Origin of the sequence: Altererythrobacter sp. (assembly GCF_050299635.1) — a bacterium.
GTDB lineage: Bacteria > Pseudomonadota > Alphaproteobacteria > Sphingomonadales > Sphingomonadaceae > Erythrobacter.
Genome location: NZ_JBNKWF010000010.1, coordinates 47,256 through 72,216 on the forward strand (window position 1 = coordinate 47,256; position 24,961 = coordinate 72,216).

Here is a 24,961-nt window from a genome sequence, read left to right on the forward strand (position 1 = left end):
CTCAACTGCGTCGTTTTCCACATAAAGTGCAGCACGAAGGAAACTTATCGCCGAAGTCGGGCGGATTGCCGCATTCAATGCGCGTTCAGCCGCATCCTTCTACGAGGATTTGCAAATTGAAAGTAGGCGGTCCATTGGAGCCGCGAGAGTGTGTCCAGCGCCTGTGAGGGGCGCCAAGTTTATCCCAGGAGAGTACCAAAATGACGCCTTTTGACCGTAAGCCACGTGCCCGGAAGAAGCCAGCTTCGCACATTGCGCTCGCTATCGCACTTGCTACCGGAACTGCGCTGATCGGAACGGTCGCAGCTCAGCCCGCCTACGCGAAGAAGAAAGAGAAGAAGGCTGCGCCCTATTCGAAGGAATTCGTGGCCGCGTTCACGCCGGTTCAGGAAGCTCTGAATACCGAAGGAGCCGACATGAACGCCACGGCTGCACAGATCCCGGCCCTGGTTGCGCTTGCCAACACACCTGACGAAAAGAACGCCGCTGGCAGCATGGCCTACAATGTCGGGCTCAAGGCCCAGAATCAGGACCTGCAGCTCCAGGGCATCGGCCTGATGCTGGAGAGCGGCAAGATCGACGAAGCCAATCTCGGCAAGTTCAACTTCCTCGGCTACCAGCTTGCGACGGTCGCTGGGAAACATACCCAGGCGCGCGCCTATCTCGAGCAGGCGATTCAGCACAACTTTTCGACCGCCGAGGTCACCCCTGCCGCTCTGCGAATTGCAATGGCGGAAAGCTATTTCAATGAAAATCGGATCGATGAAGGCCTGGACTATCTCAGCACCGCCATTGCCGAGCAGAAGGCTGCTGGGCAGCCAGTCGACGTGCAATGGTATCGGCGCGGTCTTTCGGTGGCTTACAACGCCTCGAACCCCAAGGTTTACAAGTTCGTGACCGGCTGGATCGGCGATTATCCTTCCGAATCCAACTGGCGTGACGCGATCAATATTGCGCGCAACCTGAACGAATATGCCGGGGCTGAAATGCTCGACCTGATGCGGCTGAATTACCGCAAGGGGACGATCAAGAACAAGCAGGAGTATATCGACTATGTCGAGGCCGCCGATGCGCGCCGCCTGCCGAAGGAAGTCCAGACCGTAATCAACCAGGGTTACGCGTCCGGCCATGTGAGCAAGGACGACATCTATATTGCCGACGCGCTCAAGATGGCATCGGGCCGCATTGCGGCGGACCGTTCGGAACTCCCCGCACTGGAACGCGATGCGCGGGCAGCAAATGCCGGCATTCGGACCGTCGTTGCGGCGGGCGACGCCTTCCTGAGTTATGGCGAAGCGGGCAAGGCCGCGGAATTCTATTCCAAGGCGCTCAACATGCCCGGCGTCGATCGCAATCTCGTTTTGACGCGTCTCGGCATCGCGCAGTCTGACGCTGGTGATTTTGCGGACGCCAAGGCCAATTTCGATCAGGTCACCGGCAAGCGCGCGCCGATCGCCATGCTATGGGCAGCCTATATGGCAGAGAAGACCGGAGCCGCCGCACCCGCGGCGACAACCGTGGCCAGCACTGAAGGCTGATAGCTGACAATTTGTGCTGATTGGACGGCGCGGACTCTCAAGAAGGGTTCGCGCCGTTCGCCTATCCGGCTACCTTGATCCTGACTTCGTCAGCGAAGGCGCTTGACGTAAATCTGCCCGTCGTCCCCTCGCTTGAGTTCGAACCGGTCGAGTGAGCGGATCAGTTCGCTCAGTCTCTTGAAGCCATAGTTGCGAACATCGAAGCTCGAACGATTGCCGGCAATCTGGCCGACTTCCTGTAACTTGGCGAACCCATCGTCATCCCGGCTCGAAGCTTTCCACGCTCCGCCAAGCAGTTCGATAAGTTCCTCGTCGACGGCATTGCTCGCTTTCTCCTCGCCATAGCGCTCGTCGCCGCTCATCAGCTTGCCGACGTCGATGAAGCGCGTGCACGCAGTGCGTAGCGCTTCGGGCGTTTTCGTGTCGCCAAAGCAATAGACAGGCAGGCCGTCCTGCCTCAGCCGGGTAACAAGAGGCGTGAAATCGCTGTCCGAACTCATGATCCCGAACCCGTCAACCTTGCCCTGATAGAGCAGGTCAACCGCGTCGATTGTCATCGCCATATCGGTGGCGTTCTTGCCCCGCGTCAGGTCGAACTGCTGGTGCGGCCTGATGCCGTAGTGATTGGTAATTGTGCCCCAGCGCTTGAGCGCATCCTTCGCCCAATTTCCGTAAGCCCTGCGGATATTGACCTGTCCCAGCTCTGCCAGGACGGTCAGCACGGCGTCGATCCCGCGCGGGTCGACATTATCGGCGTCGATCAGGAGGGCAATATTGCCTGCGTTGATTTCTGACATGGCGATTAAATGGGCATCATTGTGTCACGCGGCAAGCGATTATTCCGCCGCGCGAAATTGCCCCGTTGCCTGATCAAGAACGTGCAGGATCCCATCTGAAATAGCGAAATAGGCGCCGTGCAGCGTCAAGGACCCGCGCTCCTCCTTCTCCTGAATGCAAGGGAAAGTGCGCAGATTCGCGAGGCTCACCTTGACTGCCGCCTGCTCCATCGCCCGTTCCGCCGGGCGTCCACTGGTTCCCAGCTCTGCCGCGATCGGATCACGAACCGGATCGAGCATTTCGATCCAGTCAGCGACGAAACCGCCTTCGCCCAATTCATTGCCGCGTAGCTCTTGGGTGAGGGCCGCAAGGCACCCGCCGCACATGCCGTGCCCCATCACCACGATCTCGCGGACCTTGAGAAACTGGACTGCAAACTCGAGCGCTGCCGACACACCATGACGCCCCGGCGAAGTCTCGAATGGAGGAACCAGTGCAGCGACATTGCGGACCACGAATATCTCGCCCGGATTGACATCGAAGATCTGCGTCGGATCGACCCGGCTATCCGAGCAAGCAATCACCATGACCTTCGGGTGCTGCCCCTTCTTGAGCTGATCCCAACGACTGTGCTGCTGCCGCCAGTCTCCGCTGCGAAAACGGCGATATCCTTCGATCATCTGGTCAAAGTTCTTCATGAGCTGACTGCTGCAACGAAATCGCCCACGCGGCAAGGCCGAAAGGAATAGCTATGCCCTGCTTGCGAGCGCAGACCGACGCGCCTAGATGGGCGCCATGAACGATCTTTCCTCTACGCCGCCCAATAATGACGCGCCGCGTGAGCCGCGCCTGCGAAAGCCCGACTGGATTAGGGTGAAAGCGCCCACCAGCAAGGGCTACCAGGAAACGCGCAGGCTGATGCGCGATCTCAACCTGCATACCGTGTGCGAAGAGGCCGCTTGCCCGAATATCGGCGAATGCTGGACCAAGAAGCATGCCACGGTGATGATCCTGGGCGACACCTGCACCCGTGCGTGCCGCTTCTGCAATATCAAGACGGGCATGCCGATGCCGGTCGATCCGCTTGAGCCCGAACATACTGCTGCTGCCGCCGCCGCAATGGGGCTGGAGCATATCGTCATCACCAGCGTCGACCGCGACGATTTGCCCGATCGCGGGGCAGGGCAGTTCGTGAAAGTCATCAAGGCACTGCGCCGAGAGACCCCGGAAACGACGATCGAAATCCTCACGCCCGACTTCAAGGGCCGCATGCGCCAGTCGGTCGAGGAGATTTGCGAGGCGGGTCCCGATGTCTTCAACCACAATCTTGAAACGGTGCCGCGGCTCTATCCCACGATCCGGCCGGGTGCGCGCTACTATGCCTCACTGCGCCTGCTGGAAGAGGTGAAACATCACGACCCGCTGATCTTCACCAAATCGGGCATCATGCTGGGGCTGAGCGAACAGCGGCTCGAAGTGCATCAGGTGATGGACGACATGCGCAGCGCCGGAGTCGATTTCATCACCATGGGGCAGTATCTCCAGCCTACGCCCAAACACGCCAAGGTCGAGGAGTTCGTCAATCCGCAGGCATTCAAGGCCTATGGCTCTATCGCGCGCGCAAAGGGCTTCCTGCAGGTCGCAGCGACTCCGCTGACACGCTCGAGCTATCATGCGGGCGACGATTTCGCCGAAATGCGGGCAGCGCGTGCCGCAAAACTGGCGAAGCAAGCCACCTGATGCCAGGCATCCGCGAAAAGCGGCACTTACCCTATAGCTGCGAGCAGATGTTCGATCTGGTCGCCGATGTCGGTCGTTATGCCGAATTCCTGCCCTGGGTCGTCGCCACGCGTATTAGGTCCGACAGCGAGAGCGAAATGATCGCCGACATGGTGGTGGGGTTCAAATCGCTGCGCGAGAAGTTCACATCCAAGGTGCACAAGCACCGTCCGGGCTTGATCGATGTGCATTATGTCGACGGCCCGCTACGCGATCTCGACAACAAGTGGGAGTTCACTCCCGCGCCGGATGGTGGATGCGAAGTCGACTTCACCGTCGAATTCACATTCAAGAGCAGGGTGTTCGAGGCCATGGCCGGCCAGTATTTCGACCGCGCGTTCCGGCGTATGGTCCAGGCCTTCGAAGCGCGCGCGGCGGAGCTCTACGGCAACAGCAGTTCGAGCGCGCAGACCGTCGCCTGACGCCTGATCTCGGCGCGATCATTGCCGTCGAAATGTTTGAGCTCGCCTTCCGGCTCATCTTCCGAATCGCGCAGGGCGCGGGCGAAAACGACCGTGCCCACTGGCTTGAGATCGGTACCGCCATCGGGGCCTGCCACACCGCTGATCGCGACGGCAACATCGGCATTGCTGCGCTCGAGCGCGCCCTTGGCCATGGCCCAGACGCAGGCGATCGAGACCGCGCCAAAGGTTTCGATGATCTCGCTCGAGACGCCCAACCCGTCGATCTTCGATTCGTTTGAGTAGGTCACGAAGCCGCGATCGAGCACGGCGGATGAGCCGGGAATCTCGGTCAACGCGGCAGCGACCAGCCCGCCGGTGCAGCTTTCAGCCAGCACGACCTTGCGGCCCTGACGCGCGTTTTCCTCGACAACGCGCTCGGCCAGATCGTCGATATCGCTCGGCAGGAGGTTGCCCTGATCCATACGAGTCTCCAGTTTCAGGTTCGAAACAGGCTTACCATGGCCTGAGCGGCGATTCCCTCACCACGACCGGTAAACCCCAGCATCTCGGTCGTGGTTGCCTTCACGCTAACGCAAGTCAGGTCAAGTCCAAGCAGCTCGCCCAGCCTTGTTCGCATGCTGTCCCGATGCGGGCCAATCTTGGGCGCCTCGCAGATCAGGGTCAGATCGACATTGCCAATGGCATAGCCTGCATCCGCGACAAGCTTCGCGGCATGTTCGACGAAGAGGGGCGAGGGCGCGCCTTTCCATTGCGGTTCGCTGGGCGGAAAATGGGTGCCAATGTCCCCATCACCGATCGCGCCGAGCAGCGCATCGACCACCGCGTGCAAAGCTACATCGGCATCCGAATGGCCTGCAAGACCCTTGTCGTAGTCGATCTTCACGCCGCACAGCCACAATTCCTCGCCCGCAACCAGACGGTGAACGTCGAAACCCTGACCGACACGCATTGCGGGCTGTTCGCTCATGAAATCCTCCGCAAAGGTAATTTTCCCAAGACGCTCGTCCCCGTCGACCAGCGCCACTTCGCCACCGGCGGCCCGCAACACCTGTGCGTCGTCACCGGCATCGGCAGCGCCCTGCCAGCCCCGATGGGCCGCAAGAATTTCGTCGAAACGGAAGGCCTGAGGGGTCTGTACCCTGCGCAGCGTCTCACGATCCGCCTTGCCTGCCATCAGCGCACCGTCGGCAATGGCGATGCTGTCGACCAGTGGCAGCGCCGGGATGGCGCCGGCGTGTTCGCCCAGAGCCGTGAGCAACCGCGCAATCACAGCGTCAGGCAGGTCTGGGCGTGCCGCATCGTGGATTAGCACGCGCTCGCAACCAGTCCCCTCTATCGATTCGAGCCCATTGCGCACCGATTGCTGGCGTGTCTCGCCGCCCGTGACGAAAGACACACCGTCAATCTCGCCAATCGATTGGCGCGCCAGATCTTCTCCTCCAGCCGGAATCACAAGCACGATCGGATTAGCACCGGCACCGCGCAGGACTTCAATCGAATGGCACACCAATGGCTTACCGCGCCAGTTACGGAATTGCTTGGGCACATCGCCGCCCACGCGCAGACCCTTGCCTGCGGCGACAACTATGGCTGCGAAGGGGGGGAGGGGTGTGGCATCCGCCATGGCGCGCTCGCTTAGGCACTGGACGCCGAATGCGCAATCCACTATGCGCTGCCTAATTTTTAGGCATTGCCGCAATAGACAGCAAAAGCAAGATGAGTTCGCTCCCAAATCCTCCGGCGCTCAAGCCGATCGAGATCGGCGAGATCCGGATCGACACGCCCGTCGTGCTCGCGCCGATGACCGGCGTGACCGATCTGCCGTTCCGCTCGCTGGTGCGGCGCTATGGGTCCGGCCTCAACGTGACCGAGATGATCGCCAGCCAGGCGGCTATCCGCGACACGCGCCAGTCGATCCAGAAGGCCGCGTGGAATCCGATCGAAGAGCCGGTTTCCATGCAGCTCGTGGGCTGCGATCCGGAAAGCATGGGCGAAGCGGCCAAGCTCAACGAGGATCGCGGCGCCGCAATCATCGACATCAATTTCGGTTGTCCGGTGCGCAAGGTCACCAATGGCATGGCTGGCAGCGCGCTGATGCGCGAAGTCCCGCTCGCAACAAAGCTGATGGAAGCGACGGTGAACGCGGTCGACGTGCCGGTGACCGTCAAGATGCGCATGGGCTGGGACCACGCCAGCCTCAATGCACCCGAACTTGCACGGATCGCCGAGGATCTGGGCGTCAAGATGATCACCGTGCACTGCCGCACGCGCAACCAGATGTACAAGGGCAGCGCCGACTGGGCTTTTATTCGCAAGGTGAAGGATGCGGTCTCGATCCCTGTCATCGTCAATGGCGATATCTGCGGGATAGAAGACGCGGCGAAAGCGCTTGAGCAATCGGGTGCGGATGGTGTGATGATTGGGCGCGGGGCCTATGGCAAGCCGTGGCTGCTGGGCCAGGTGATGCATTGGTGGCGCACCGGCGAAATACTGGAAAGCCCCAGCTTCGGTGAACAGTACGAGGTGCTGGTAGAACACTACAAGGCGATGCTTGAGCATTACGGGCGCAGCGTCGGGACCAAGGTCGCGCGTAAGCATCTGGGCTGGTACACCAAGGGAATGCATGGCTCGGCAGAGTTCCGCAATCACGCGAACTTCATCGACGATCCTGAGCAGGTTCTTGGCGAAATCGAGCGATTCTACGAGCCATTCATCAGGCGCAAGGCCGCGTGAACGCCCATTCGCACAGACTGGGCGAACGGCCGGGACCGGCGGCCCAGATCGGCGGATTGATCTTCGCCATGATCCTTGTCGATGGCGATACGAGGATCGTTGAGGCCAACCAGGCGGCTGAAATCATGCTTGGCAAGAGCGCCAAGCGGATGATCGGCAGCTACCTGAGCGAAGTCCTCAAGATGATGGACCCACGGGTCATCGAACGGATGGCTGACAATGAGGCTGCATTGGTCGCGCGCGATGTCGGCATGATGGCTTCGGGGATCACGCGGCGGGTCAATCTTACGCTTTCGCCGCTTGGATCGCATCCTGGCTGGCGGGTCGTGACAATCTCGGAAACCGGGCGCGACGATGTCGGCAACGAAGATCAGGCTGATGCCACCTCGCTCGGCGCGCCCTCGATCCTCGCGCATGAAATAAAGAACCCGCTGGCCGCAATCCGCGGCGCAGGCCAGCTCGCCGCACGCAAGCTGAGGCCTGAGGACCGGCCGCTCGCCCGCATGATTACCGACGAGGTTGATAGGATCGCGCGACTGATCGACCGGATGCAGCAGCTCGGCAGCACGATGGCGGGCACCGTGGGCCCATGCAATCTGCACGAGGCGATTCGTTCTGCCATCGCGACCGTGGGCGCGGCAGGCAATGATGGCGTGGATATTCGCGAAGAGTTCGATCCTTCATTGCCGCCTGTGCTGGCGAACCAGGATGCTCTCGAGCAGGTGCTTATCAACCTGATCTCGAATGCGCGCGATGCAGCCGCCGGATCGGAGGAGCCGTGCGTCACGGTGAAGACACGCTTCGTCAGCGGTTTCGCCTTCAGCGCGATCCGCCTGGGCCGCGCCATCAAGCTGCCGATCGAGGTTACCGTGACCGACAACGGCCCCGGCATCGACGAAGCGCTGGGTGACCACGTGTTCGAACCATTCGTCACCTCTAAGAAGTCGGGCCAGGGCCTCGGGCTGGCTTTGGTTCGCAAGCTGGTGCGGGACATGGCCGGGCGGATCAGTCACGAAAGGGATGCGAAGGCAGGGCTGACGCATTTCCGTATCCACCTGCAGATCGCAAAGTGATGGAAGTGCAATGAGCAGCAAGATCCTGTTGGTTGAAGACGATGCGGCAATCGCGACCGTGATTGTCGCTGCGCTCGAAGACGAAGGATATGACGTCTTGCGCTGCGACAGCATTGCGGGCCGCGACCGGCTGTTGGAGCAACACCGGTTCGACGCCATGCTGACCGACGTGATGCTCACCGATGGCGATGGCATCGCTTCACTGGACCGGGTTCGGGGGCAGGATTCAGACTTGCCGGTAATTGTCCTGTCCGCTCAGAACACGCTCGATACGGCGGTGCGTGCGAGCGAAACGCAGGCTTTCGAATACTTCCCCAAACCCTTCGACCTCGACGAATTGGTCCGCGCGGTAAACCAGGCCGCCGGGCACAAGCCGGGCGAGGGCGCTGCACCTTCGACGGAAGGCGACGGAATGCCGCTGGTCGGGCGCAGCCGCGCGATGCAGGGCGTATATCGCATGATTACGCGCGTCTTGCGAAACGACCTGACCGTGCTGGTAACCGGCGAGTCGGGGACCGGGAAGGAATTGGTCGCAGAAGCGATCCACCAGCTCGGTTCACGCAAGTCAGGCCCATTCGTCGCCGTCAACACCGCCGCCATCCCGCATGATCTGATCGAAAGCGAGCTTTTCGGCCATGAGAAGGGCGCCTTCACCGGCGCGGTCGCACAGACAATCGGCAAGTTCGAACAGGCCAATGGCGGAACGCTGTTCCTCGACGAGATTGGCGATATGCCTGCTGAAGCGCAAACCCGTTTGCTGCGTGCACTGCAGTCTGGCCGGATCAGGAGAGTTGGCGGGCGTCAGGAAATCGCCGTCAATGTCCGCATCATCGCCGCGACCAACCGCAATTTGATGCCGATGATTGCTCAGGGCACTTTTCGCGAAGACCTGTTCTACCGCCTCAACGTGGTACCGATCGAGCTACCACCCTTGCGCGACCGGAGCGAGGACATCGCCGTTCTGACGCATCATTTCCTCGGGATCGCCGCCGAGGAGGGCCTGCCTTACCGCCGGATCAGCGACGATGCGATTGCGGTTCTCGAAAAGCGCAGATGGCGCGGCAATGTGCGTGAACTTCGCAATGTGATCTACCGGCTCGTGCTGATGTCTCGCAAGGAGATGATAGATGCACAATCGATCGAGGAGTTCATCGGTCCTGAGAAGGCCCCGCAGGGTGATGCGGCCCAAACCGGATTTGGCGGCGCGCTGAAAGACTGGCTAGCAGCCAATCATCCACCGTCGGGAACGCTCTACCAGCACGCCCTTGCTGCATTCGAGAAACCCCTGATCGAACATGCGCTGGGTGAAACCGGCGGAAACCAGCTACGTGCAGCAAGCCTGCTCGGCATCAACCGGAATACCTTGCGCAAGCGGCTGAGCGAGCTGGAAATCGACCCCGACCGCTTCGCTCGACCGGTCTAGCGATACGATCCAACGCAGAAGCCACAAAAACTGCTTGCAACTTTGCAACAGTGCCGTTGTAAAGCCGCAACTATGGAGATGCAGGCAAGGTCACTGTCCAATCGGGCGCCGCGATGGTGGCGCCGGTTTCAGGTCGCCTCCCGCCGTGCCAACCTGTTTTTCTGGCTCGAAGTCGCGTTCGGCATAACTTTCCTGCTGGCGATCTGGAGCACCTGGTTCGCATTCACCAGCGCTCCAGCCAACGGACAATTGCTTCCGTCAGCCAAAGTGGCGGTCCTGCTGATCGGGACGTTGATACCGGCGATGGCCTTGCTGGTCTTACTCGGCAGGCGAATGGCACTGAAGCGAGCAGCAGGCAGCACCGCGCGATTGCACGTGCGGCTGGTGTTCTTCTTCTCCATGATCGCTGCGGTTCCCACCTTGCTCGTCGCCGCCTTCGCTGCCTTCCTGTTCCAGTCGGGCGTGGATTTCTGGTTCTCCGACAATTCGCGTGGTCTGATCGAGAGTTCGCGCCAACTCGCCGACACTTTCTATGAGCAGAACCAGCTGGAGGTGGCGCAGGAAACCATCACCATGGCGGGGGACCTTCGCTACTACCTTGAGCAATTGCCGCAAGTGTCGCTGTCGGACCTCGCAGACGAAAAATTTGTCGAGGTGGTCGCATACCAGATGCAGGGACGCGGGCTCAGCGAAAGCGTGATTTTGCAGCGCGTCGATACGGATGACATGCGTGTCGCTGCGGCCTTCAACGTGACAGCAGGCAACAATCCCACCACATTCGCGCGTAAATCGCTCCAGACTCTGAACAATGGGGAGCCGGTGGTAATCTCCGCCAATTCCTCGCGGATCGAAGCCATCGCACCAATCGATCCAGATGCCGGTATCTACCTCTACAATTCGCGCAATTCCGAAGCCGACTTCTTCCGTACATGGGAGCGAGCGAAATCCATTTCGACCGCCTATGACGATCTGACCAAACGGGCGAGGGCGCTGCAATTGCGCTTCAACCTTGCCTTGTTCGTCGTCAGTCTCGCGCTCGTCGGGGTCGCCGTGTGGTTTGCGCTTCGCTTTGCCGACCGTCAGGTGGAGCCGCTCACCGAATTGGTGGGCGCCGCCCGCAAGGTCGGCGCAGGCAATTTCGCCTTGCGTGTGGAAGGGCGAACTGGCGCCGACGAGATCGGACTGCTCAACCGCGCCTTCAACCGCATGACCGCGCAACTTGAAAAGCAGACCGACGCACTTGTCAGCGCCAACCGCCAGCTCGACGATCGCCGTGCATTCATGGAAGCGGTGCTGGAATCGGTTACCTCGGGTGTCATCTCGATCGACGGGGAAGGGCGCATATTGCTGATGAATCCTTCGGCGCAGGCCCTGCTTGTCGAAGATCCGGACCAGACATCGATCGGCGCCTCGCTCAGCAAGCTCTCGCCCCAGATCGGCCAATTGGTCGATTCAGGCGTGTCGAGCGGCGTCGTGACGCACCAGAAGGGCAACGAGCTGCTTACGCTGGCGGTCAAGATTGCGCCTGAGAGGGACGGGCACGTGATTACTTTCGAGGACATCACGCGGCAGCTCCTCGATCAGCGCCAGGCCGCATGGTCCGATGTCGCGCGGCGGATCGCGCATGAGATCAAGAACCCGCTGACCCCGATCCAGCTCGCCACCGAACGACTCAACCGGCGTTATCGCAAACAGATCGAGAGCGATGGCGAGTTGTTCGACGAACTTACCAACACCATCATTCGCCAGGTTGGCGACCTGCGGAAGATGGTTGACGAGTTTTCATCCTTCGCTCGCCTTCCCAAGCCCAACTTTCGCAAGGAAGACGCGATCGATCTCGTTCGCCAGGCGTTGTTCCTTCAGGAAGTCGCACATCCACAAGTGGATTTCGCTCTGTCGATCGACAATGTCGACGATGGAAAGATCAGTTGCGACCGGCACCAGCTCGGCCAGGCGATGACCAATGTTCTGAAGAACGCGGTCGAAGCGGTGGAAACGCGCGCGAAGGACGCAGAGCTCGATTTTCGCGGGCGCGTCGCGGTCGAAATGTGGACTGATGGCGATCTGCTCTGCGTGGCGATCGAGGACAATGGTGTGGGCCTGCCGCAAGACCGCGAGCGTATCACCGAACCCTATATGACCACGCGAGAGAAGGGCACGGGACTGGGCCTCGCGATCGTCAACAAGATCGTCGACGAGCATGGCGGCGATATGACGTTTTCAACCAGCGAAGCAGGCGGAACGCGCGTTGTGATGCGTTTCGCCCGCGATCCGCTGGCCAACGATAAAGGAAAGGCGGGCTGATTCGGCCCGGTGAAAGGTAAAGCCAGGCATGGCACTCGATATTCTGATCGTCGACGATGAACGGGACATCCGGGAACTGGTTTCCGGTGTGCTGAGCGACGAAGGTTATTCCTGCCGCACGGCGGCGGACAGCACCGGAGCGCTGGCCGCGATCGATGAACGCCGGCCGAGCCTGGTGCTGCTCGACGTGTGGCTGCATGGCAGCGAGATGGACGGACTCGAAGTGCTTGACGCGATCAAGGCGCGCGAGCCCGAATTGCCGGTCATCATCTTTTCCGGTCACGGCAATATCGATACCGCCGTCTCCGCCGTGGGCCGCGGGGCAATGGATTTCATCGAAAAACCATTCGAGGCAGAACGTCTGCTGCTGTTGGTCGAGCGCGCGACCGAAACCGAACGCCTGAGGCGCGAGAACACACAGCTTCGCGAGGGCTTCTCGCGCGGCGAGGAGTTCACCGGCAACTCTTCCGCCATCAACCAGGTACGCGCGACGCTCAAGCGCGTCGCCAATACCGGCAGCCGTGTGCTGATCTCCGGCCCGGCGGGCGCGGGCAAGGAAGTGGCCGCTCGTCTGCTGCATAGCTGGAGCCCGCGCGCCAAGAGCGCCTTCGTGATCGTCAATTCCGCGCGCATCACGCCCGAACGCTTTGAGCAGGAACTGTTCGGCGAAGAAGCCGATGGAAATCTGGTGCGCCCCGGATTGCTCGAACTGGCTGACGGCGGAACTCTCTACCTCGACGAAGTGGCCGACATGCCGCTCTCGACCCAGGCCCGCATCCTGCGCGTCTTGACCGATCAGAGCTTTGTCCGGGTCGGTGGCACACGGCAGATCGGGGTCGACGTCCGGGTCGTATCGTCCACCTCGCGCGATTTGACCGAGGAAATGGAGCAGAAGCGCTTCCGAGAGGATCTGTTCTACCGGCTCAATGTCGTTCCAGTGACGATCCCTTCGCTGGCGGAACGACGCGACGATATTCCGGCGCTGACAGAGCATTTCTTCACCCGTTACTCGACCGAGCAAGGGATCTTCCCGCCCGAGGTTACCGAAGAAGCAATGGCAGCGCTGCAGGCCTATGACTGGCCGGGCAATGTCCGCGAGCTGCGCAATGTCGTCGAACGCACGATCATTCTCGCACCGCGCGAACGACTGGAGAAGGTCGAGCCGGACATGCTGCCGACCGAGATTACCGGCGAGAACACGGCGAATGCCAACCACGGACTATCGGCGATGATGGGAATTCCGTTGCGCGAAGCGCGCGAAAGTTTCGAACGCGAATATCTCAGCATCCAGATCCGTCGGTTTTCGGGCAATATCTCAAAGACGGCAACATTCATCGGAATGGAACGATCGGCATTGCACCGCAAACTCAAACTGTTGGGCATGACTGAACGACGGGAAGAGAGCGCGAAGAATTAGATGCGGAATTTGTGCTGAATACGTAGCGACGCGCAATTCCGGCATTGCCGCATCCGGCAATTCGCGCCATTATGACCAGGATTCACTGCGGTGCAGCATTTCTATGCTGTGCCAGATTGCGGACCGCAAGGGCGGCCGCCAAGAACAAGGAGCCAATGCTATGACTAATGGGCGAACCCTCTCCGCGCGCCCGCGGCCGGAATCCGAACCGGTTACTTCCAAGGATAGCAAGAACGCCAATCTACAAGACGCTTTCCTCAACCTGCTGCGCAAGAACAAGACGCCGGTCACCATGTTCCTGGTGAAGGGCGTGAAGCTGCAGGGCATTGTCACCTGGTTCGACAATTTCTCGATTCTGCTGAGGCGAGATGGCCAGTCGCAGCTCGTCTACAAGCATGCGATCTCCACCATCATGCCCGGCCAGCCGATCGACGCCGAACAGTTCGCCAGCCAGATGGGCAACCGCAAGCAGCGCTTGCTGCAGGACGTATTCCTTTCGCGCGTGTGCGAAGTCGGCGTCCAGGTCACCATGTTCCTGGTCAATGGCGTGATGCTGCAGGGCCGGATCGCCTCTTATGACCTGTTCTGCATGCTGCTGGAGCGCGACGGATTCGTCCAGCTTGCATACAAGCACGCCGTTTCAACCATCCAGCCAGCATCTCATGTCGATTTGAGCGAGGACTGGGAAGGCGAGGACGACTGAGCTTCGACGACGATTTACTGGGTGAAGTGACCCGCGGGGCGCGGGCGCTAGTGTTGTGCCCGGATATCCGGGCCAATCGCCACGATCTCGATGCGCAGGAACGGCTTGAAGAAGCTTGCGGCCTGGCGCTGGCGATCGGCGTGACCGTTGCCGATGCGCAAATCATCCCGGTCCGCGACGTGCGGCCCAATACGCTGTTCGGGGCAGGGCAGGTCGAACGGATCGCGACCGATTGCGAGCTGCATGAGGCGGAACTGGTCGTAGTCGATGGCGCGCTTAGCCCGATCCAGCAGCGCAATCTGGAAGAGAAGCTCAAACGCAAGGTGATCGACCGCACCGGCCTGATCCTGGAAATCTTCGGCGAACGCGCGGCAACGGCGGAAGGGCGGTTGCAGGTCGAGCTGGCGCATCTCGACTACCAGCAAAGCCGGTTGGTGCGCAGCTGGACCCACCTTGAGCGCCAACGCGGCGGATTCGGCTTCCTCGGCGGCCCGGGTGAAACCCAGATCGAGGCCGACAGGCGAATGATCCGCCAGCGTATGGGCAGATTGCGGCGCGAGCTGGAGCAGGTCCGCAAGACGCGCGGGCTCCACCGCGAGCGGCGCGAACGTGCGCCCTGGCCGGTCATCGCACTGGTCGGCTACACCAATGCCGGAAAGTCGACCCTGTTCAACCGCATCACCGGATCGGATGTGATGGCCGAAGATCTGCTCTTCGCCACGCTCGACCCGACCATGCGCGCGATCACGCTACCAGGGGTTGAAAAGGCGATCCTGTCCGACACGGTGGGATTTATCTCCGACTTGCCGACGCAATTGGTGGCGGCATTTCGCGCCACGCTGGAGGAAGTGACAGCCGCGGATATCATACTGCATGTGCGAGACATGGCTAATCCGGCACACTCTGCGCAGAAAAAGCAGGTGATGGCCGTGCTGGCTGACCTTGGCGTAGTCGATGGCGAGAGCGGTGCCAGCAACATTCCCATCATGGAAGTCTGGAACAAGCTGGATCTGCTGGACGACGAGCGGCGCGATGAACTGCAAGCCGTGGCCGCTGGTCGGGAAGACGCGGTGATAATCTCGGCCCTGTCTGGCCAAGGCGTCGATCTGCTGCTTGAACAGCTCGGTGCAGTACTCACCAGCAAGGCCTGCGAGCGCAGCTTTACCGTTCCCGCTAGCGACGGACGCCGGATTGCCTGGCTCTACGCGCATGGCGAAGTGCTATCGGATGATGATGCTGGAGCAATCGAAGGCGAGGGCGGCCCTATGCGCGAGATTACCGTGCGGCTCAATCCAAAGGAATTGGGCCAGTTTGAAAGCCTATGAGTTTTCGCCCCTTTTGACTTGCTGCCAGAGCTCTTCCTGCTGATCGAGCGACAAGTCCGGAAAGCCTCCATCTGCCAGATCTTCCATTGCGCGGAAGCGGCGTTCGAACTTGATATTGGCTGCTCGGAGCGCATCTTCGGCGCTCACGCCATAGGCACGCACCAGATTGACCGCCGCAAACAGTAAATCACCCGCTTCTTCAACTCGTTCTGATTCTGAGGTTGCGGCTGCAAGTTCTTCGATTTCCTCATGAAGTTTTGCGGAAGGGCCATCATGATCGGGCCAGTCAAAGCCCGTCCGGGCTGCACGCTTCTGCAGCTTTTGCGCGCGCAGCAAGGCCGGAAGAGCCTTGGCAACGCCTTCCATGGCGCTTGAGGCGCCTTTCTCGGCCCGTTCCTGTGCTTTTAGTGCTTCCCAGCGTTCTTCGCGCATACCGCCGGGCATTTCAGCGTCACCGAAGATATGGGGGTGGCGCGCTTCGAGCTTGTCCGAAATGGCCTTGGCGACGTCCTCAATGTCGAACTGGCCGGATTCCTGGGCAATCCGCGCCTGGAACACGACCTGGAACAGCAAATCGCCGAGCTCGTCGCAAATCTCATCGAGATTGCCGCGCTCGACCGCATCGGCGACTTCATAGGCTTCCTCGATCGTGTGCGGCACGATTGTCTCGAAACGCTGCGCACGATCCCATTCGCAACCGTTTTCGGGGTCACGGAGAGTCGCCATGATCGAGAGGAGGCGGGAAAACTGAGTGAGTGTGTGACTGTTCATTGAGTATGATAATACATATTATGTTAAATCAGTAACGGATAATCCTTAGTAAAAATCCTTCTCATCCACCTGAAACATAGCTGAAAAGCAGGAAAACACCGCCGAATATCGCCAACCAGGTCAAGCTCATCTTGAGAGCCTTGCTCCAACTGAGTTTGAAAGACGCCAATGCACTGCCTGCCAGGATCAGCCAGCCAAGCAAGGCGACGATCTGAACCAACGAGCCTTCCATCATGCGACAAACTCCAATCCGTCATAACCGACGATGACGTTGTCGGGCGTTTCGGCGTCCACTGTGGCGTAATCCATGCTTTTGTCGAGATGGCTCAGGACAAGCCGACCGGCGCCGCAGCGATCGGAAAGTTCCATCGCCATGGCCAGATTGGCGTGCGTGGGATGTGGATCCCGGCGCAGGCAATCGCTCACAAGCACGTCGACATCCTCGCAAAGATGGATCATCTCGTCCGTAATCTCGCTATAATCAGTGAGATAGGCAATGGATTTGCCATCCGCCTCGAAGCGAAAGCCGGTCGTTTCCGTGGGACCATGCGGCATCTGGCACCATTCCACCGCAAATCCGGCAAACATGCGCAGCCGATCGAGCGTGTCGAGCGAGACGATCGTGGGATAGCCATGCTGGCCGGCAAAGACATAGCCGAAGCGCTGGCGCAGCCGCCGTACAGTCTCTTGCGAGGCAAATCCGGGGATCGGGCCGCCGCGCCCGTAACGCAACACGCGCAGATCGTCGATTCCGTGGCAATGATCGGCATGATCGTGCGTCCAGAACACCCCGTCGATGCCTGGAATTCCATTTGTCAGCAACTGTTGCCTGAGATCGGTCGAAGTATCGACCAGCAGTCGCTTTCCTTCGTCACTCTCGACAATGATCGAGACCCGCGTGCGCCGGTTGCGCGGCTCTTGCGGATCGCAATCACCCCAATCGTCGCCGATCCGCGGGACACCTGTCGAGGTGCCTGAACCGAGCATCAGCAGCTTCAACGCTGCGCCTTTCCGAAAAGGCGATAGAAATTGTCTGTCGTTGATTGTGCGAGGTGTTCCAGTTCCTCGCCACGCAACTCTGCCAGAAACCGCGCGGTGTCAGCGACGAAAGCCGGTTCGCACTTGCGGCCGCGATGCGGCACCGGTGCCAGGAATGGGCTGTCGGTTTCCACCAGCAGCCGGTCTGCGGGAACCTCTTTCGCAACTTCCTGAAGCTCAGTCGCGTTCTTGAAGGTCACAATACCCGAAATCGAGATGGACAGGCCCATTTCCAGGACCTTGCGCCCGAAACCGGCGGAAGCGGTGAAACAGTGGATCAGCGCAGGGAAGGCCCCCTTCCCCATCTCGTCTTCGAGAATTGCCAGCGTATCCTCTTCCGCGTCACGCGTATGGATGATCAGCGGCAGGCCTGTGTCGCGCGCGACACCGATATGCATGCGGAAGAGTTTGCGCTGCGTCTCGCGTTCCGAATTGTCGTAATAATAGTCGAGCCCGGTCTCGCCGATCCCGATCACACGCGGATTATGGGTGGCATCCAGCAGCGTTTGCGCGCCCAGATCCTCATGCGCATCTGCCTCGTGCGGGTGGATGCCCACGCTGGCCCAGACATCGCTTTCGCGCTCGGCTGTGCCAACGACCTGCCCCCACTCGGCCTGGCGGGTCGAAATATTGAGGAAGCCCCCTACCCCGGCATCGCGCGCCCGTTGGAGCACGCCCTGCCGATCGTCGACCAGCCCCTCGTACTCAAGATGGCAATGGCTATCTATCAGCATGGGGTATGTACCATCAGGCCGCTTCTTCTTCTGGCAATTCAAGCCGTGGGAAGATTGGCGTGGGCTTTGCCACGGTAAAGCCGGAATCGACCAAAGATACGAACCAGTTTTCGTCCTCCAGATCGGAGAACTGGCGCGCATCCTCGGCTACGCCAAGTTGTTCAAGCAGCAATGCCGATTTCTCCGGCACGACTGGCTGGATCGCAATTCCCAGATCACGCAGCGCGATGAAGAGCGTCTGCAGCACGGCTTTCATTCGCTCGGGATCGGTCTTGCGAAGCGTCCAGGGGGCCTGTTCATCGACATATTGATTGCAAGCATAGACCGCTCGCATCCATTCTTCGATCCCGACAGAAAAGGCTAATTTTTCAAATGCATTCGGCAATAACTTGCGACAGGCCGTGCGTACCGTTTCCAGCAGCGCCACATCGTCCGGCGCCTGCTCGAATGCTTCAAGGACGCCATCCATATTCTTGGAGATCATGGAGAGCGTCCGCTGCGCCAGATTACCGAAGCTGTTTGCCAGCTCGGCATTGGCGCGCGTTACGATCGCTTCGGGCGAATAGCTACCGTCCTGCCCGAAGGCGACTTCGCGCATCAGGAAATAGCGCAGTGCATCGACGCCAAACTTTTCCGCCAATTCGAGCGGATCGGTGACATTGCCGAGCGATTTCGATTCCTTCTGCCCGCGGTTGAGCAGGAAGCCATGGCCGAATACCTTCTTCGGCAGTGGCAGCTTGGCGCTCATCAGGAATGCCGGCCAGTAGATCGTGTGGAACCGCACGATATCCTTCCCGATCAGATGCAGGTCCGCTGGCCAGAACTTGCGCCACAGCTCGGTATCGTCGGGATAGCCCAGCCCGGTGAGATAGTTGGTGAGCGCATCGACCCACACATACATTACATGGTTTTCACTGCCCGGCACCGGCACGCCCCAGTCGAAGCTGGTGCGGCTGATGGAAAGATCGCGCAGCCCGCCCGAGACAAAGGCGATCATCTCGTTGCGGCGGCTTTCCGGTTCAAGGAATCCGGGCGATTTGAGCAGCTCGAGCAGCGGCTCCTGATAATTCGACAGACGGAAGAACCAGCTTTCTTCGACGGTCCATTCGACCGGCGTACCCTGCGGCGAAAGCTTCTCGCCGTTCTCGCCGCTCTCCAGCTCGCTTTCGTCGTAATAGGCTTCGTCGCGGACCGAGTACCAGCCTTCGTAGCGATCGAGATAGAGGTCGCCATTGGCCTCCATCGCCTGCCAGATCGCCTGGCTGGCGCGGTGATGCTCCGGCTCGACCGTGCGAATGAAGCGGTCATGGCTGACATTGAGCGCGGCACACATTTCCTGGAAATAGCCAGACATCTCGTCGGCCAGCTCGCGCGCCGTGCGGCCCTGTTCCTCTGCCTTGCGGGCCATCTTCAGCCCGTGTTCGTCGGTTCCGGTCTGGAAGCGCACGTCGCGCCCCATCTGGCGCTGGAAACGCGCGATGACGTCGGCCGCGATCGCTTCATAGGCGTGGCCGATATGCGGCCGCCCATTGGGATAGCTGATGGCGGTGGTGATATAATAGGGTTCAGACATTGGCGCGCTCGCTAGCCTCAGCCGCGCGCGCAAGCAAGCCGCCAGTCTCCATCACCAGCAGGCCGGGATCGAAGTTATAGGTCGGCGCCTGCGCGGCCAGTTCCACCAGCGCGGCATGGGTATCGACCAGAGCCATGCGATTTGCCGCATTTGCCACGCGCGCCTGCTGCGCCACGGTCGAGCGCGCCAGCTCCAGCATGGCCTGAATTCTCGCCCGGTCGGGCCGGTTGCCCATCGCCTGCGACAGTTCGCCGCGGAGCGCCAACTGCGGGTCGCCTTCCGTCAGGATACGGCGCATCAACCCGGCCATCGGGCCCAGGTCCTGCTCGATATAGGTCCGTGCGGCTCCAAGCGAACCGCCAGCCGCCGCGATCGCAGCTTCACGGGCTGCCTGATCGGCATCAGGCATTTCCCGAGCAAGCAAGGTTTCAATCTGCGCCGCAGGAAGCATAGGAAAACGCAGCATCCGGCAACGCGAGCGGATCGTTGGCAGAAGGCGCGCTGGCCGATGCGTCACCAGCAGGAAGTAGGTGCCCCTGGGCGGCTCCTCAAGGCTCTTGAGTAGCGCGTTGGATGCATTGCGTTCCATATCGTCAGCAGGATCGACGATGATCACCCGGCGCGAACCCAGCGTGGGCCTTGTCGTCAGCCGATGCTGCATGGCGCGTATCTGCGATACCGAGATATTGCGCTTCACCTCGTAGGATTTGCCCTCGGCGCGCTTCTTCTCTTCCTTGTCGTCCTTGGGGAGATAGGTGAGCGTGAGAATATCGGGATGATCGCCTTCGGGCTGCGGAATGCCGGGTTCGGCCACCAGTTCGCGCGCAGCAGCAGCGGCAAAATCCCGTTTGCCCAAGCCGGGTTTGCCCGCGAGAATCCACGCGTGATGCATGCGGTGACCGCCCATCGCGTCGCGCCACTCACGCCAGGCTTCGCCGTGGTTCGGCCACTCGGTCATACTCGCTCCAGCAACGGCGCCACCGCCTGCATGATCTGCTTATGGACTTCCTCGGGAGTACCGGACCCGTCAATCACGGCAAAACCTCCGGGATCCTCTTCAGCATAGCGCCGGAATGCTTCAGCCACACGCCGGTGATAACCCATGTCGCGGCCGCCTATCGCATCGGATTCGCCGCCATCGCGCGCGGCAAGCCGTTCTGCAACGCGCGCTTCGTCCGCTTCGATCAGCACCGTGAGATCGGGCCGCAAGCCGCCACTGCCGATTGCGTGAAGCGCTACAACCGCCTCGTCACCCAAAGCCCCCGCCCCGCCCTGATAGGCGCGGCTCGAATCGACGAAACGGTCGGACACGACCCATTCACCGCGTTCCAGCGCAGGCCGGATGCGGCGCGCGACGTGATCCGATCGGGCGGCGGCGAACAGCAGCGCCTCCGCTTCAGCTTCCCAGCCCTCGCCCGGCGGATCGAGCAGAAGATTGCGGATTGCCTCGGCACCGGGGGTGCCACCCGGCTCGCGCGTGAGATCGACTTTAAGGCCTCGCGCTCCAAGAGCTTGGGCCAGCAAACGCGCCTGTGTCGACTTGCCGGCGCCTTCGCCTCCTTCGAGTGCAATGAACCGGCCGCGCATCACGAAAACCACCCTGTCAGCCCGTTCCAGATGCGGCGGAAGGTGCCCGCCCGCGCAACATCGTCGCCCGCGACCAGCGGGATCTGCGAGGTTGGCATGCCGGCAACAGTGAGTTCCAGCACTGCCACTTCCTCACCCTTGGCAATCGGAGCCTTGAGCGGCCCCTCATAACGCAGCTTGAGGACAACTGCGGGGTTCTCGCCATCAGGCACGGCCAGCTTGATTGGTGCGGCCGGCACCAGCGTTACATGATCGCTCGTCCCGTCCTGCACACGGGCGCTGGCGACCTGCTGGCCCTTTCCGTACATCAGGCGGCGCGCGAAGCCGTCATAGCCCCATTCGATCAAACCGCGCGAGACATCCCGCCGCACGCGAGGCTTGTCGACACCTGCAACGACCATGATCAGTCGCGTGCCGTCACGCTCCGCGCTGCCGAGAAAGCCGTATCCCGCTTCATTGGTGAAGCCCGTCTTGATTCCGTCCGCACCTTTAACAGCGCGTGTGATGGGATCGTGATTGGCTTGGGCGATCCCGTTGTGACGCAGGCCATCCTTGCCGAAATAGCGCGCATAGAGATCGGGATGACCCGAAATGAGCGCCCGAGCCAGCTTGGCCAAGTCGTTTGCGGACGTGAATGTCCGCCCGTCATCAGGCCAGCCATTGGGAGTCCCAAAGTGGCTGTTGACCATGCCCAGCTTGCGCGCGGTCACATTCATCTTCTCGATCCAGGCATCAACTGATCCAGCCGCTCCTTCCGCCAGCGCAATGCTGGCGTCGTTGGCGGAGACCGAGGCTATGCCGCGCAACAGCATCGAGACAGACACTTTCTCGCCGGGCTCAAGGAACATGGTCGAGCCGGTGTGCTTCCATTCCTCCGCAGCCGCTTCGCTGAAGGTGAACTGCTGCGCCTCGCTCAACTCGCCGGCTGCGATCATCTCGAAGGCGACATAGGCTGTCATCACCTTGGTGATCGATGCCGGGACAAAACGGCGGTCAGCCTGCTTTGAGTAGAGCGTCTGGCCCGAGCGCATGTCGACCAGCAGCGCGATCGGGGCATCCTGTGCGATCGCATCGCCTTCAGGCACGCGCAGCGCGTGCGCCCCGCCCGCCATGAACGAAAGCGCCGCTGCCGCAGCCACAACTCGCAAGAATGGATTCAATTCGATCCCCGCCGCCGGCAAGGGACCGGCGCTTATCCAGCAGTAATAACTCGTGCGTCGCTATAACCTGCCGACTTCACCTTGGCGAGCGCAGCATTGGCCTGTCCACGGCTTGTATATGGGCCAGTGCGGACGCGGTAGAACTTCCCGGATGGAACCACGAAACCGTCAAGCGCCACTGCTGCGCGTTTCGCATTTGCCTCGCTGGAGAAGGTTGCGGCCTGCACGACCAGTCCGGACTTGGACGATGGAGCAGGATTGCTGGCCGGCGTCGGTGGCTCGACCTGCGCAACGACAGGTTGCGCGCCAGTCTCGTCGGCGGAATGCGGGTCATTCGCCTCTTCCGGAAGACTGCTCGCGATCTGCACCTGTCCGGCTATCTCTTCCTTATCGGGCTCCTGCTTTGAATCTTGGCCCTCGCCTGCCAGCGCAAGCGAGGTCGATCCTGCTGCAGGCAATTTGCGTTTCAACACCGCCACCAGCGACATGGGCGTCGCCAGCCGCTCCGGCGCAGGCTGCCCTGCCCTCAGCGCAGCACGCTCGACCTCTTGTGGATTGACCCGGCGCACCCGAACCGGAGTTCCTTCGGATGCACCGAGCTGCGCCTGCGCACCTGCCGAGAGGCCGATCAGCCGCTTGCCGGTCATAGGTCCGCGCCGTTCGACACGCACAAGTATCGTCTCGCCGGTTTCCAGCGATGTGACCTCGGCGTAACTCGGCAGTGGCAGTGTCTTGTGTGAAGCGGTTATGCCGCTGTCTGGATCGAAGGTGGCGTATCCGACTTCATCATAGTTCAAGCTGTCCACCGGAACGTATTCGACGCCATCAATGGTGAATGGATCGCCCAAGACTACCGGATAATCGGCCGAGGGACCGTTGGCGGTCTGTGACGCGGCATTAGCACCTGCCGATAGCGACGCGGCAGGGCGATCGCTCCCACCCAGCATGCCGCAACCGCCGAGCGCAAGCGCCATCGAAGTTGTCAGCGCCAGGACAGCGCCCGGGCGCGCGAAACTCTCATCGAGCAATCTCATCTGCCAGTATTCCCACACTCATCGCGTAGTAGTTCGAGCAGTTGTATTCGAGGATAACCCGATAATTTGTAGTTAACAGCCATGCGGGCGTGCCCGGCCCATCGGGCTGGAACAGCGACGCCATCACTGCTTCGTCCAACGGACGTTGCGGCTGGACACCCAGTTTGCGCCATTCGCCCACCGTCTTCCACTGGCTGTGGCGCTCATGCACGCGCGGACAGACCGGCGCTCTGAGCTTGGTCTTGTAGGCATCGACGTCGAAGTCTGTCGGCAGATAAGCGCGCACGCCCCAGGGCTGGCCCCTGCGCCACCCCGCATCCTGGAAGTAATGTGCAATCGAGGCGAAGGTATCGGCCCGGTTGTTGAAGATATCGGCCCTGCCATCGCCATCGCCGTCCCTGGCCAGCCGCAGATAGGTGCTGGGCAGGAATTGCGGATTGCCGAATGCACCAGCCCAGCTTCCGACCAAAGTCGAGCGCGGATAGCCCTTGTCTGCAACCTTGAGCAGGGCGACGAACTCGCCGGCGAACAGTTCGCGCCGTCGGCCTTCCCAGGCAAGTGTGGCAAGCGAACGCGCGAGGTCGAACCCGCCCTTCACCCGTCCATAAGCGGTCTCGTGACCGAAAATGGCGAGCACGATTTCGCCCGGCACACCATACTCCCCTTCGATACGCTGCAATGTCGGACGGTAGTTGCGGTAGATGTCTCGACCGCCGCCAATCCTGGCTGCATCGACATGGCGCGAAATGTACGGTGCAAGCGGCGGATAGCCGCTACCGGACGAAGATCCCGGCTGCGAACGGTCAAGCTGGATGACACGCTCATTCGCAGTCAGATCGCCGGTCATCCGCCGGATCGTCGCTTCGCTGACGCCTTCGGCGCGCGCCCGCGCAATCAGCAATTGCAGATATGCGTCAAAGGAAAGCTGTGTCGCTTGAATGTCTTGCGCCATCGCGGGTGCCGAATGGACGGCAGCAGCTAACAGGGCGGTAGCGAGCAGTATTGGTTTAAACGACATGACCCGCATTGTGTCATCGGCATCATTAAACTCCAATGACCAAACACTATTTTTCGACCAACTGCGTTGCTGGCACGGCACAAATCGGGCTGGTGTGAGCCACGTGCTTATCCAAACGATGCAATTGGTGGTGACAACCGCAATTCCCCACGCTAGCGAGCGTGACCAGCGGACAGGTGGCAGAGCGGTTGAATGCAGCGGTCTTGAAAACCGCCGTGGGTGCAAGCCCACCGTGGGTTCGAATCCCACCCTGTCCGCCAAACCTTCCTACCTGCCACGCTTGACGATTTCTTCCATTTGCTCGCGCAGCTTGGGATCCCACTGGGCACGCAGATCCCTGATCTTCGCCACCAGCGCTTCGTTCTGCCACGCGGGGATATTCACGTCGTAAACGTCGGCAACTTCGCGCATGGAGCTGCGGTCCATCTGCTCGAAAGCGTCGACCATGGCCTGCGCCGATTGCCGATCGTGCCCGAGCGCCTCCAGCGCCGTCCTGCCGATCCTGAGCGACCCGTCATAGGTTTCGCGAATGATATCGCGGCAACCCAA

At 60.8% G+C, this 24,961-nt stretch carries 24 protein-coding genes, 1 tRNA gene and 1 pseudogene; 11 read left to right on the forward strand and 15 right to left on the reverse strand.

Going from position 1 to position 24,961, the window contains the following annotated elements; all coding sequences use genetic code 11:
* The first annotated feature begins 200 nt into the window (after nucleotides 1-200).
* Nucleotides 201-1,538 carry a hypothetical protein gene (locus tag ACQY6C_RS07260; RefSeq protein WP_427966832.1) on the forward strand — a complete coding sequence of 446 codons (1,338 nt, stop codon included), beginning with the start codon at nucleotides 201-203 and terminating at the stop codon, nucleotides 1,536-1,538.
* A gap of 89 nt (nucleotides 1,539-1,627) precedes the next feature.
* Here the strand turns inward: ACQY6C_RS07260 and ACQY6C_RS07265 are convergent, their stop codons facing one another.
* The gene (locus tag ACQY6C_RS07265; RefSeq protein WP_427966835.1) at nucleotides 1,628-2,335 is read right to left on the reverse strand and encodes an NYN domain-containing protein; all 708 of its coding nucleotides are present in this window, start codon (nucleotides 2,333-2,335) and stop codon (nucleotides 1,628-1,630) included.
* Between the two features lie 39 nt (nucleotides 2,336-2,374).
* Complete coding sequence (locus ACQY6C_RS07270; RefSeq protein ID WP_427966838.1) at nucleotides 2,375-3,013, reverse strand: carbonic anhydrase; 639 nt, start codon at nucleotides 3,011-3,013, stop codon at nucleotides 2,375-2,377.
* 97 nt (nucleotides 3,014-3,110) lie between these two features.
* Here ACQY6C_RS07270 and lipA point away from each other — a divergent pair, with 97 nt between their 5' ends.
* Complete coding sequence (gene lipA, locus ACQY6C_RS07275; RefSeq protein ID WP_427966844.1) at nucleotides 3,111-4,055, forward strand: lipoyl synthase; 945 nt, start codon at nucleotides 3,111-3,113, stop codon at nucleotides 4,053-4,055.
* Complete coding sequence (locus tag ACQY6C_RS07280) at nucleotides 4,055-4,516, forward strand: type II toxin-antitoxin system RatA family toxin (protein WP_427966847.1); 462 nt, start codon at nucleotides 4,055-4,057, stop codon at nucleotides 4,514-4,516. Before lipA ends, ACQY6C_RS07280 begins: the two co-directional genes overlap by 1 nt.
* Here ACQY6C_RS07280 and ACQY6C_RS07285 read toward each other — a convergent pair.
* Together ACQY6C_RS07285 and ACQY6C_RS07290 are read right to left on the reverse strand one after the other, a co-directional pair.
* The gene (locus ACQY6C_RS07285) at nucleotides 4,477-4,980 is read right to left on the reverse strand and encodes a CinA family protein (protein ID WP_427966850.1); all 504 of its coding nucleotides are present in this window, start codon (nucleotides 4,978-4,980) and stop codon (nucleotides 4,477-4,479) included. The genes ACQY6C_RS07280 and ACQY6C_RS07285 overlap by 40 nt on opposite strands.
* Nucleotides 4,981-4,994: 14 nt before the next feature.
* On the reverse strand, nucleotides 4,995-6,143 hold the full coding sequence (locus tag ACQY6C_RS07290) for a bifunctional 2-C-methyl-D-erythritol 4-phosphate cytidylyltransferase/2-C-methyl-D-erythritol 2,4-cyclodiphosphate synthase (protein ID WP_427966853.1): 1,149 nt from the start codon (nucleotides 6,141-6,143) through the stop codon (nucleotides 4,995-4,997).
* A 92-nt stretch (nucleotides 6,144-6,235) separates the two neighbouring features.
* On the opposite strand from ACQY6C_RS07290, the gene dusB reads away from it, so the two are divergent.
* The 7 genes from dusB (at nucleotide 6,236) to hflX (ending at nucleotide 15,497) form a co-directional block, all read left to right on the forward strand.
* Complete coding sequence (gene dusB / locus ACQY6C_RS07295; RefSeq protein ID WP_427966856.1) at nucleotides 6,236-7,252, forward strand: tRNA dihydrouridine synthase DusB; 1,017 nt, start codon at nucleotides 6,236-6,238, stop codon at nucleotides 7,250-7,252.
* The gene (locus ACQY6C_RS07300) at nucleotides 7,249-8,325 is read left to right on the forward strand and encodes a two-component system sensor histidine kinase NtrB (protein WP_427966859.1); all 1,077 of its coding nucleotides are present in this window, start codon (nucleotides 7,249-7,251) and stop codon (nucleotides 8,323-8,325) included. Before dusB ends, ACQY6C_RS07300 begins: the two co-directional genes overlap by 4 nt.
* Before the next feature lie 10 nt (nucleotides 8,326-8,335).
* Nucleotides 8,336-9,748, forward strand: a complete 1,413-nt coding sequence (locus ACQY6C_RS07305; RefSeq protein WP_427966862.1) for a sigma-54-dependent transcriptional regulator — start codon at nucleotides 8,336-8,338, stop codon at nucleotides 9,746-9,748.
* Between the two features lie 72 nt (nucleotides 9,749-9,820).
* Nucleotides 9,821-12,052, forward strand: a complete 2,232-nt coding sequence (locus ACQY6C_RS07310; RefSeq protein WP_427966865.1) for a sensor histidine kinase — start codon at nucleotides 9,821-9,823, stop codon at nucleotides 12,050-12,052.
* Between the two features lie 28 nt (nucleotides 12,053-12,080).
* Complete coding sequence (locus ACQY6C_RS07315) at nucleotides 12,081-13,469, forward strand: sigma-54-dependent transcriptional regulator (RefSeq protein WP_427966867.1); 1,389 nt, start codon at nucleotides 12,081-12,083, stop codon at nucleotides 13,467-13,469.
* Between the two features lie 160 nt (nucleotides 13,470-13,629).
* Nucleotides 13,630-14,172, forward strand: coding sequence for an RNA chaperone Hfq (gene hfq, locus ACQY6C_RS07320; RefSeq protein ID WP_427966870.1), 543 nt, complete (start codon nucleotides 13,630-13,632; stop codon nucleotides 14,170-14,172).
* A 26-nt stretch (nucleotides 14,173-14,198) separates the two neighbouring features.
* Complete coding sequence (hflX, locus tag ACQY6C_RS07325) at nucleotides 14,199-15,497, forward strand: GTPase HflX (RefSeq protein ID WP_427966873.1); 1,299 nt, start codon at nucleotides 14,199-14,201, stop codon at nucleotides 15,495-15,497.
* Here hflX and mazG read toward each other — a convergent pair.
* The 10 genes from mazG to ACQY6C_RS07375 form a co-directional block, all read right to left on the reverse strand.
* Complete coding sequence (gene mazG, locus ACQY6C_RS07330) at nucleotides 15,492-16,268, reverse strand: nucleoside triphosphate pyrophosphohydrolase (protein ID WP_427966876.1); 777 nt, start codon at nucleotides 16,266-16,268, stop codon at nucleotides 15,492-15,494. The two genes, hflX and mazG, sit on opposite strands and share 6 nt — an antisense overlap.
* Nucleotides 16,269-16,329: 61 nt before the next feature.
* On the reverse strand, nucleotides 16,330-16,503 hold the full coding sequence (locus ACQY6C_RS07335) for a hypothetical protein (RefSeq protein ID WP_427966879.1): 174 nt from the start codon (nucleotides 16,501-16,503) through the stop codon (nucleotides 16,330-16,332).
* Nucleotides 16,500-17,267, reverse strand: a complete 768-nt coding sequence (locus ACQY6C_RS07340; RefSeq protein WP_427966882.1) for an MBL fold metallo-hydrolase — start codon at nucleotides 17,265-17,267, stop codon at nucleotides 16,500-16,502. Before ACQY6C_RS07340 ends, ACQY6C_RS07335 begins: the two co-directional genes overlap by 4 nt.
* Nucleotides 17,264-18,040 (reverse strand): TatD family hydrolase, encoded by a 777-nt coding sequence (locus ACQY6C_RS07345; protein ID WP_427966885.1) that lies wholly within the window; start codon nucleotides 18,038-18,040, stop codon nucleotides 17,264-17,266. Before ACQY6C_RS07345 ends, ACQY6C_RS07340 begins: the two co-directional genes overlap by 4 nt.
* Before the next feature lie 13 nt (nucleotides 18,041-18,053).
* Complete coding sequence (gene metG, locus ACQY6C_RS07350) at nucleotides 18,054-19,613, reverse strand: methionine--tRNA ligase (protein ID WP_427966888.1); 1,560 nt, start codon at nucleotides 19,611-19,613, stop codon at nucleotides 18,054-18,056.
* The gene (locus ACQY6C_RS07355; protein WP_427966891.1) at nucleotides 19,606-20,571 is read right to left on the reverse strand and encodes a DNA polymerase III subunit delta'; all 966 of its coding nucleotides are present in this window, start codon (nucleotides 20,569-20,571) and stop codon (nucleotides 19,606-19,608) included. The genes metG and ACQY6C_RS07355 overlap by 8 nt, the downstream gene beginning before the upstream one ends.
* Complete coding sequence (gene tmk / locus ACQY6C_RS07360; protein WP_427966894.1) at nucleotides 20,568-21,203, reverse strand: dTMP kinase; 636 nt, start codon at nucleotides 21,201-21,203, stop codon at nucleotides 20,568-20,570. The genes ACQY6C_RS07355 and tmk overlap by 4 nt, the downstream gene beginning before the upstream one ends.
* Nucleotides 21,200-22,312 carry a D-alanyl-D-alanine carboxypeptidase family protein gene (locus ACQY6C_RS07365; protein WP_427966897.1) on the reverse strand — a complete coding sequence of 371 codons (1,113 nt, stop codon included), beginning with the start codon at nucleotides 22,310-22,312 and terminating at the stop codon, nucleotides 21,200-21,202. The genes tmk and ACQY6C_RS07365 overlap by 4 nt, the downstream gene beginning before the upstream one ends.
* 80 nt (nucleotides 22,313-22,392) lie before the next feature.
* A complete protein-coding gene (locus ACQY6C_RS07370; RefSeq protein ID WP_427966900.1) occupies nucleotides 22,393-23,394 on the reverse strand; it encodes an SPOR domain-containing protein in 1,002 nt (333 codons plus the stop codon).
* Entirely contained in the window at nucleotides 23,378-24,412 is a 1,035-nt protein-coding gene (locus ACQY6C_RS07375) for a lytic murein transglycosylase (protein WP_427966903.1), read from the reverse strand. Before ACQY6C_RS07375 ends, ACQY6C_RS07370 begins: the two co-directional genes overlap by 17 nt.
* Nucleotides 24,413-24,582: 170 nt before the next feature.
* On the opposite strand from ACQY6C_RS07375, the gene ACQY6C_RS07380 reads away from it, so the two are divergent.
* Nucleotides 24,583-24,672, forward strand: a tRNA-Ser gene (locus ACQY6C_RS07380).
* Between the two features lie 7 nt (nucleotides 24,673-24,679).
* On the opposite strand, the pseudogene ACQY6C_RS07385 reads toward ACQY6C_RS07380, so the two are convergent.
* Nucleotides 24,680-24,961: pseudogene (locus ACQY6C_RS07385) on the reverse strand (potassium transporter); the annotation flags it as partial.

What these genes read in the sequence shown, in the direction of transcription:
- ACQY6C_RS07280 (WP_427966847.1), top strand. Translation starts at nt 4,055, where the DNA reads ATGCCAGGCATCCGCGAAAAGCGGCACTTACCCTATAGCTGCGAGCAG.
- ACQY6C_RS07375 (WP_427966903.1), bottom strand. Translation starts at nt 24,412, where the DNA reads ATGTCGTTTAAACCAATACTGCTCGCTACCGCCCTGTTAGCTGCTGCC.
- ACQY6C_RS07285 (WP_427966850.1), bottom strand. Translation starts at nt 4,980, where the DNA reads ATGGATCAGGGCAACCTCCTGCCGAGCGATATCGACGATCTGGCCGAG.
- ACQY6C_RS07290 (WP_427966853.1), bottom strand. Translation starts at nt 6,143, where the DNA reads ATGGCGGATGCCACACCCCTCCCCCCCTTCGCAGCCATAGTTGTCGCC.
- ACQY6C_RS07260 (WP_427966832.1), top strand. Translation starts at nt 201, where the DNA reads ATGACGCCTTTTGACCGTAAGCCACGTGCCCGGAAGAAGCCAGCTTCG.
- lipA (WP_427966844.1), top strand. Translation starts at nt 3,111, where the DNA reads ATGAACGATCTTTCCTCTACGCCGCCCAATAATGACGCGCCGCGTGAG.
- ACQY6C_RS07270 (WP_427966838.1), bottom strand. Translation starts at nt 3,013, where the DNA reads ATGAAGAACTTTGACCAGATGATCGAAGGATATCGCCGTTTTCGCAGC.
- ACQY6C_RS07315 (WP_427966867.1), top strand. Translation starts at nt 12,081, where the DNA reads ATGGCACTCGATATTCTGATCGTCGACGATGAACGGGACATCCGGGAA.
- dusB (WP_427966856.1), top strand. Translation starts at nt 6,236, where the DNA reads ATGAGTTCGCTCCCAAATCCTCCGGCGCTCAAGCCGATCGAGATCGGC.
- ACQY6C_RS07305 (WP_427966862.1), top strand. Translation starts at nt 8,336, where the DNA reads ATGAGCAGCAAGATCCTGTTGGTTGAAGACGATGCGGCAATCGCGACC.
- ACQY6C_RS07335 (WP_427966879.1), bottom strand. Translation starts at nt 16,503, where the DNA reads ATGATGGAAGGCTCGTTGGTTCAGATCGTCGCCTTGCTTGGCTGGCTG.
- mazG (WP_427966876.1), bottom strand. Translation starts at nt 16,268, where the DNA reads ATGAACAGTCACACACTCACTCAGTTTTCCCGCCTCCTCTCGATCATG.
- ACQY6C_RS07365 (WP_427966897.1), bottom strand. Translation starts at nt 22,312, where the DNA reads ATGGCGGGCGGGGCGCACGCGCTGCGCGTGCCTGAAGGCGATGCGATC.
- metG (WP_427966888.1), bottom strand. Translation starts at nt 19,613, where the DNA reads ATGTCTGAACCCTATTATATCACCACCGCCATCAGCTATCCCAATGGG.
- hfq (WP_427966870.1), top strand. Translation starts at nt 13,630, where the DNA reads ATGACTAATGGGCGAACCCTCTCCGCGCGCCCGCGGCCGGAATCCGAA.
- ACQY6C_RS07345 (WP_427966885.1), bottom strand. Translation starts at nt 18,040, where the DNA reads ATGCTGATAGATAGCCATTGCCATCTTGAGTACGAGGGGCTGGTCGAC.
- ACQY6C_RS07265 (WP_427966835.1), bottom strand. Translation starts at nt 2,335, where the DNA reads ATGTCAGAAATCAACGCAGGCAATATTGCCCTCCTGATCGACGCCGAT.
- ACQY6C_RS07370 (WP_427966900.1), bottom strand. Translation starts at nt 23,394, where the DNA reads ATGAGATTGCTCGATGAGAGTTTCGCGCGCCCGGGCGCTGTCCTGGCG.
- ACQY6C_RS07310 (WP_427966865.1), top strand. Translation starts at nt 9,821, where the DNA reads ATGGAGATGCAGGCAAGGTCACTGTCCAATCGGGCGCCGCGATGGTGG.
- ACQY6C_RS07355 (WP_427966891.1), bottom strand. Translation starts at nt 20,571, where the DNA reads ATGACCGAGTGGCCGAACCACGGCGAAGCCTGGCGTGAGTGGCGCGAC.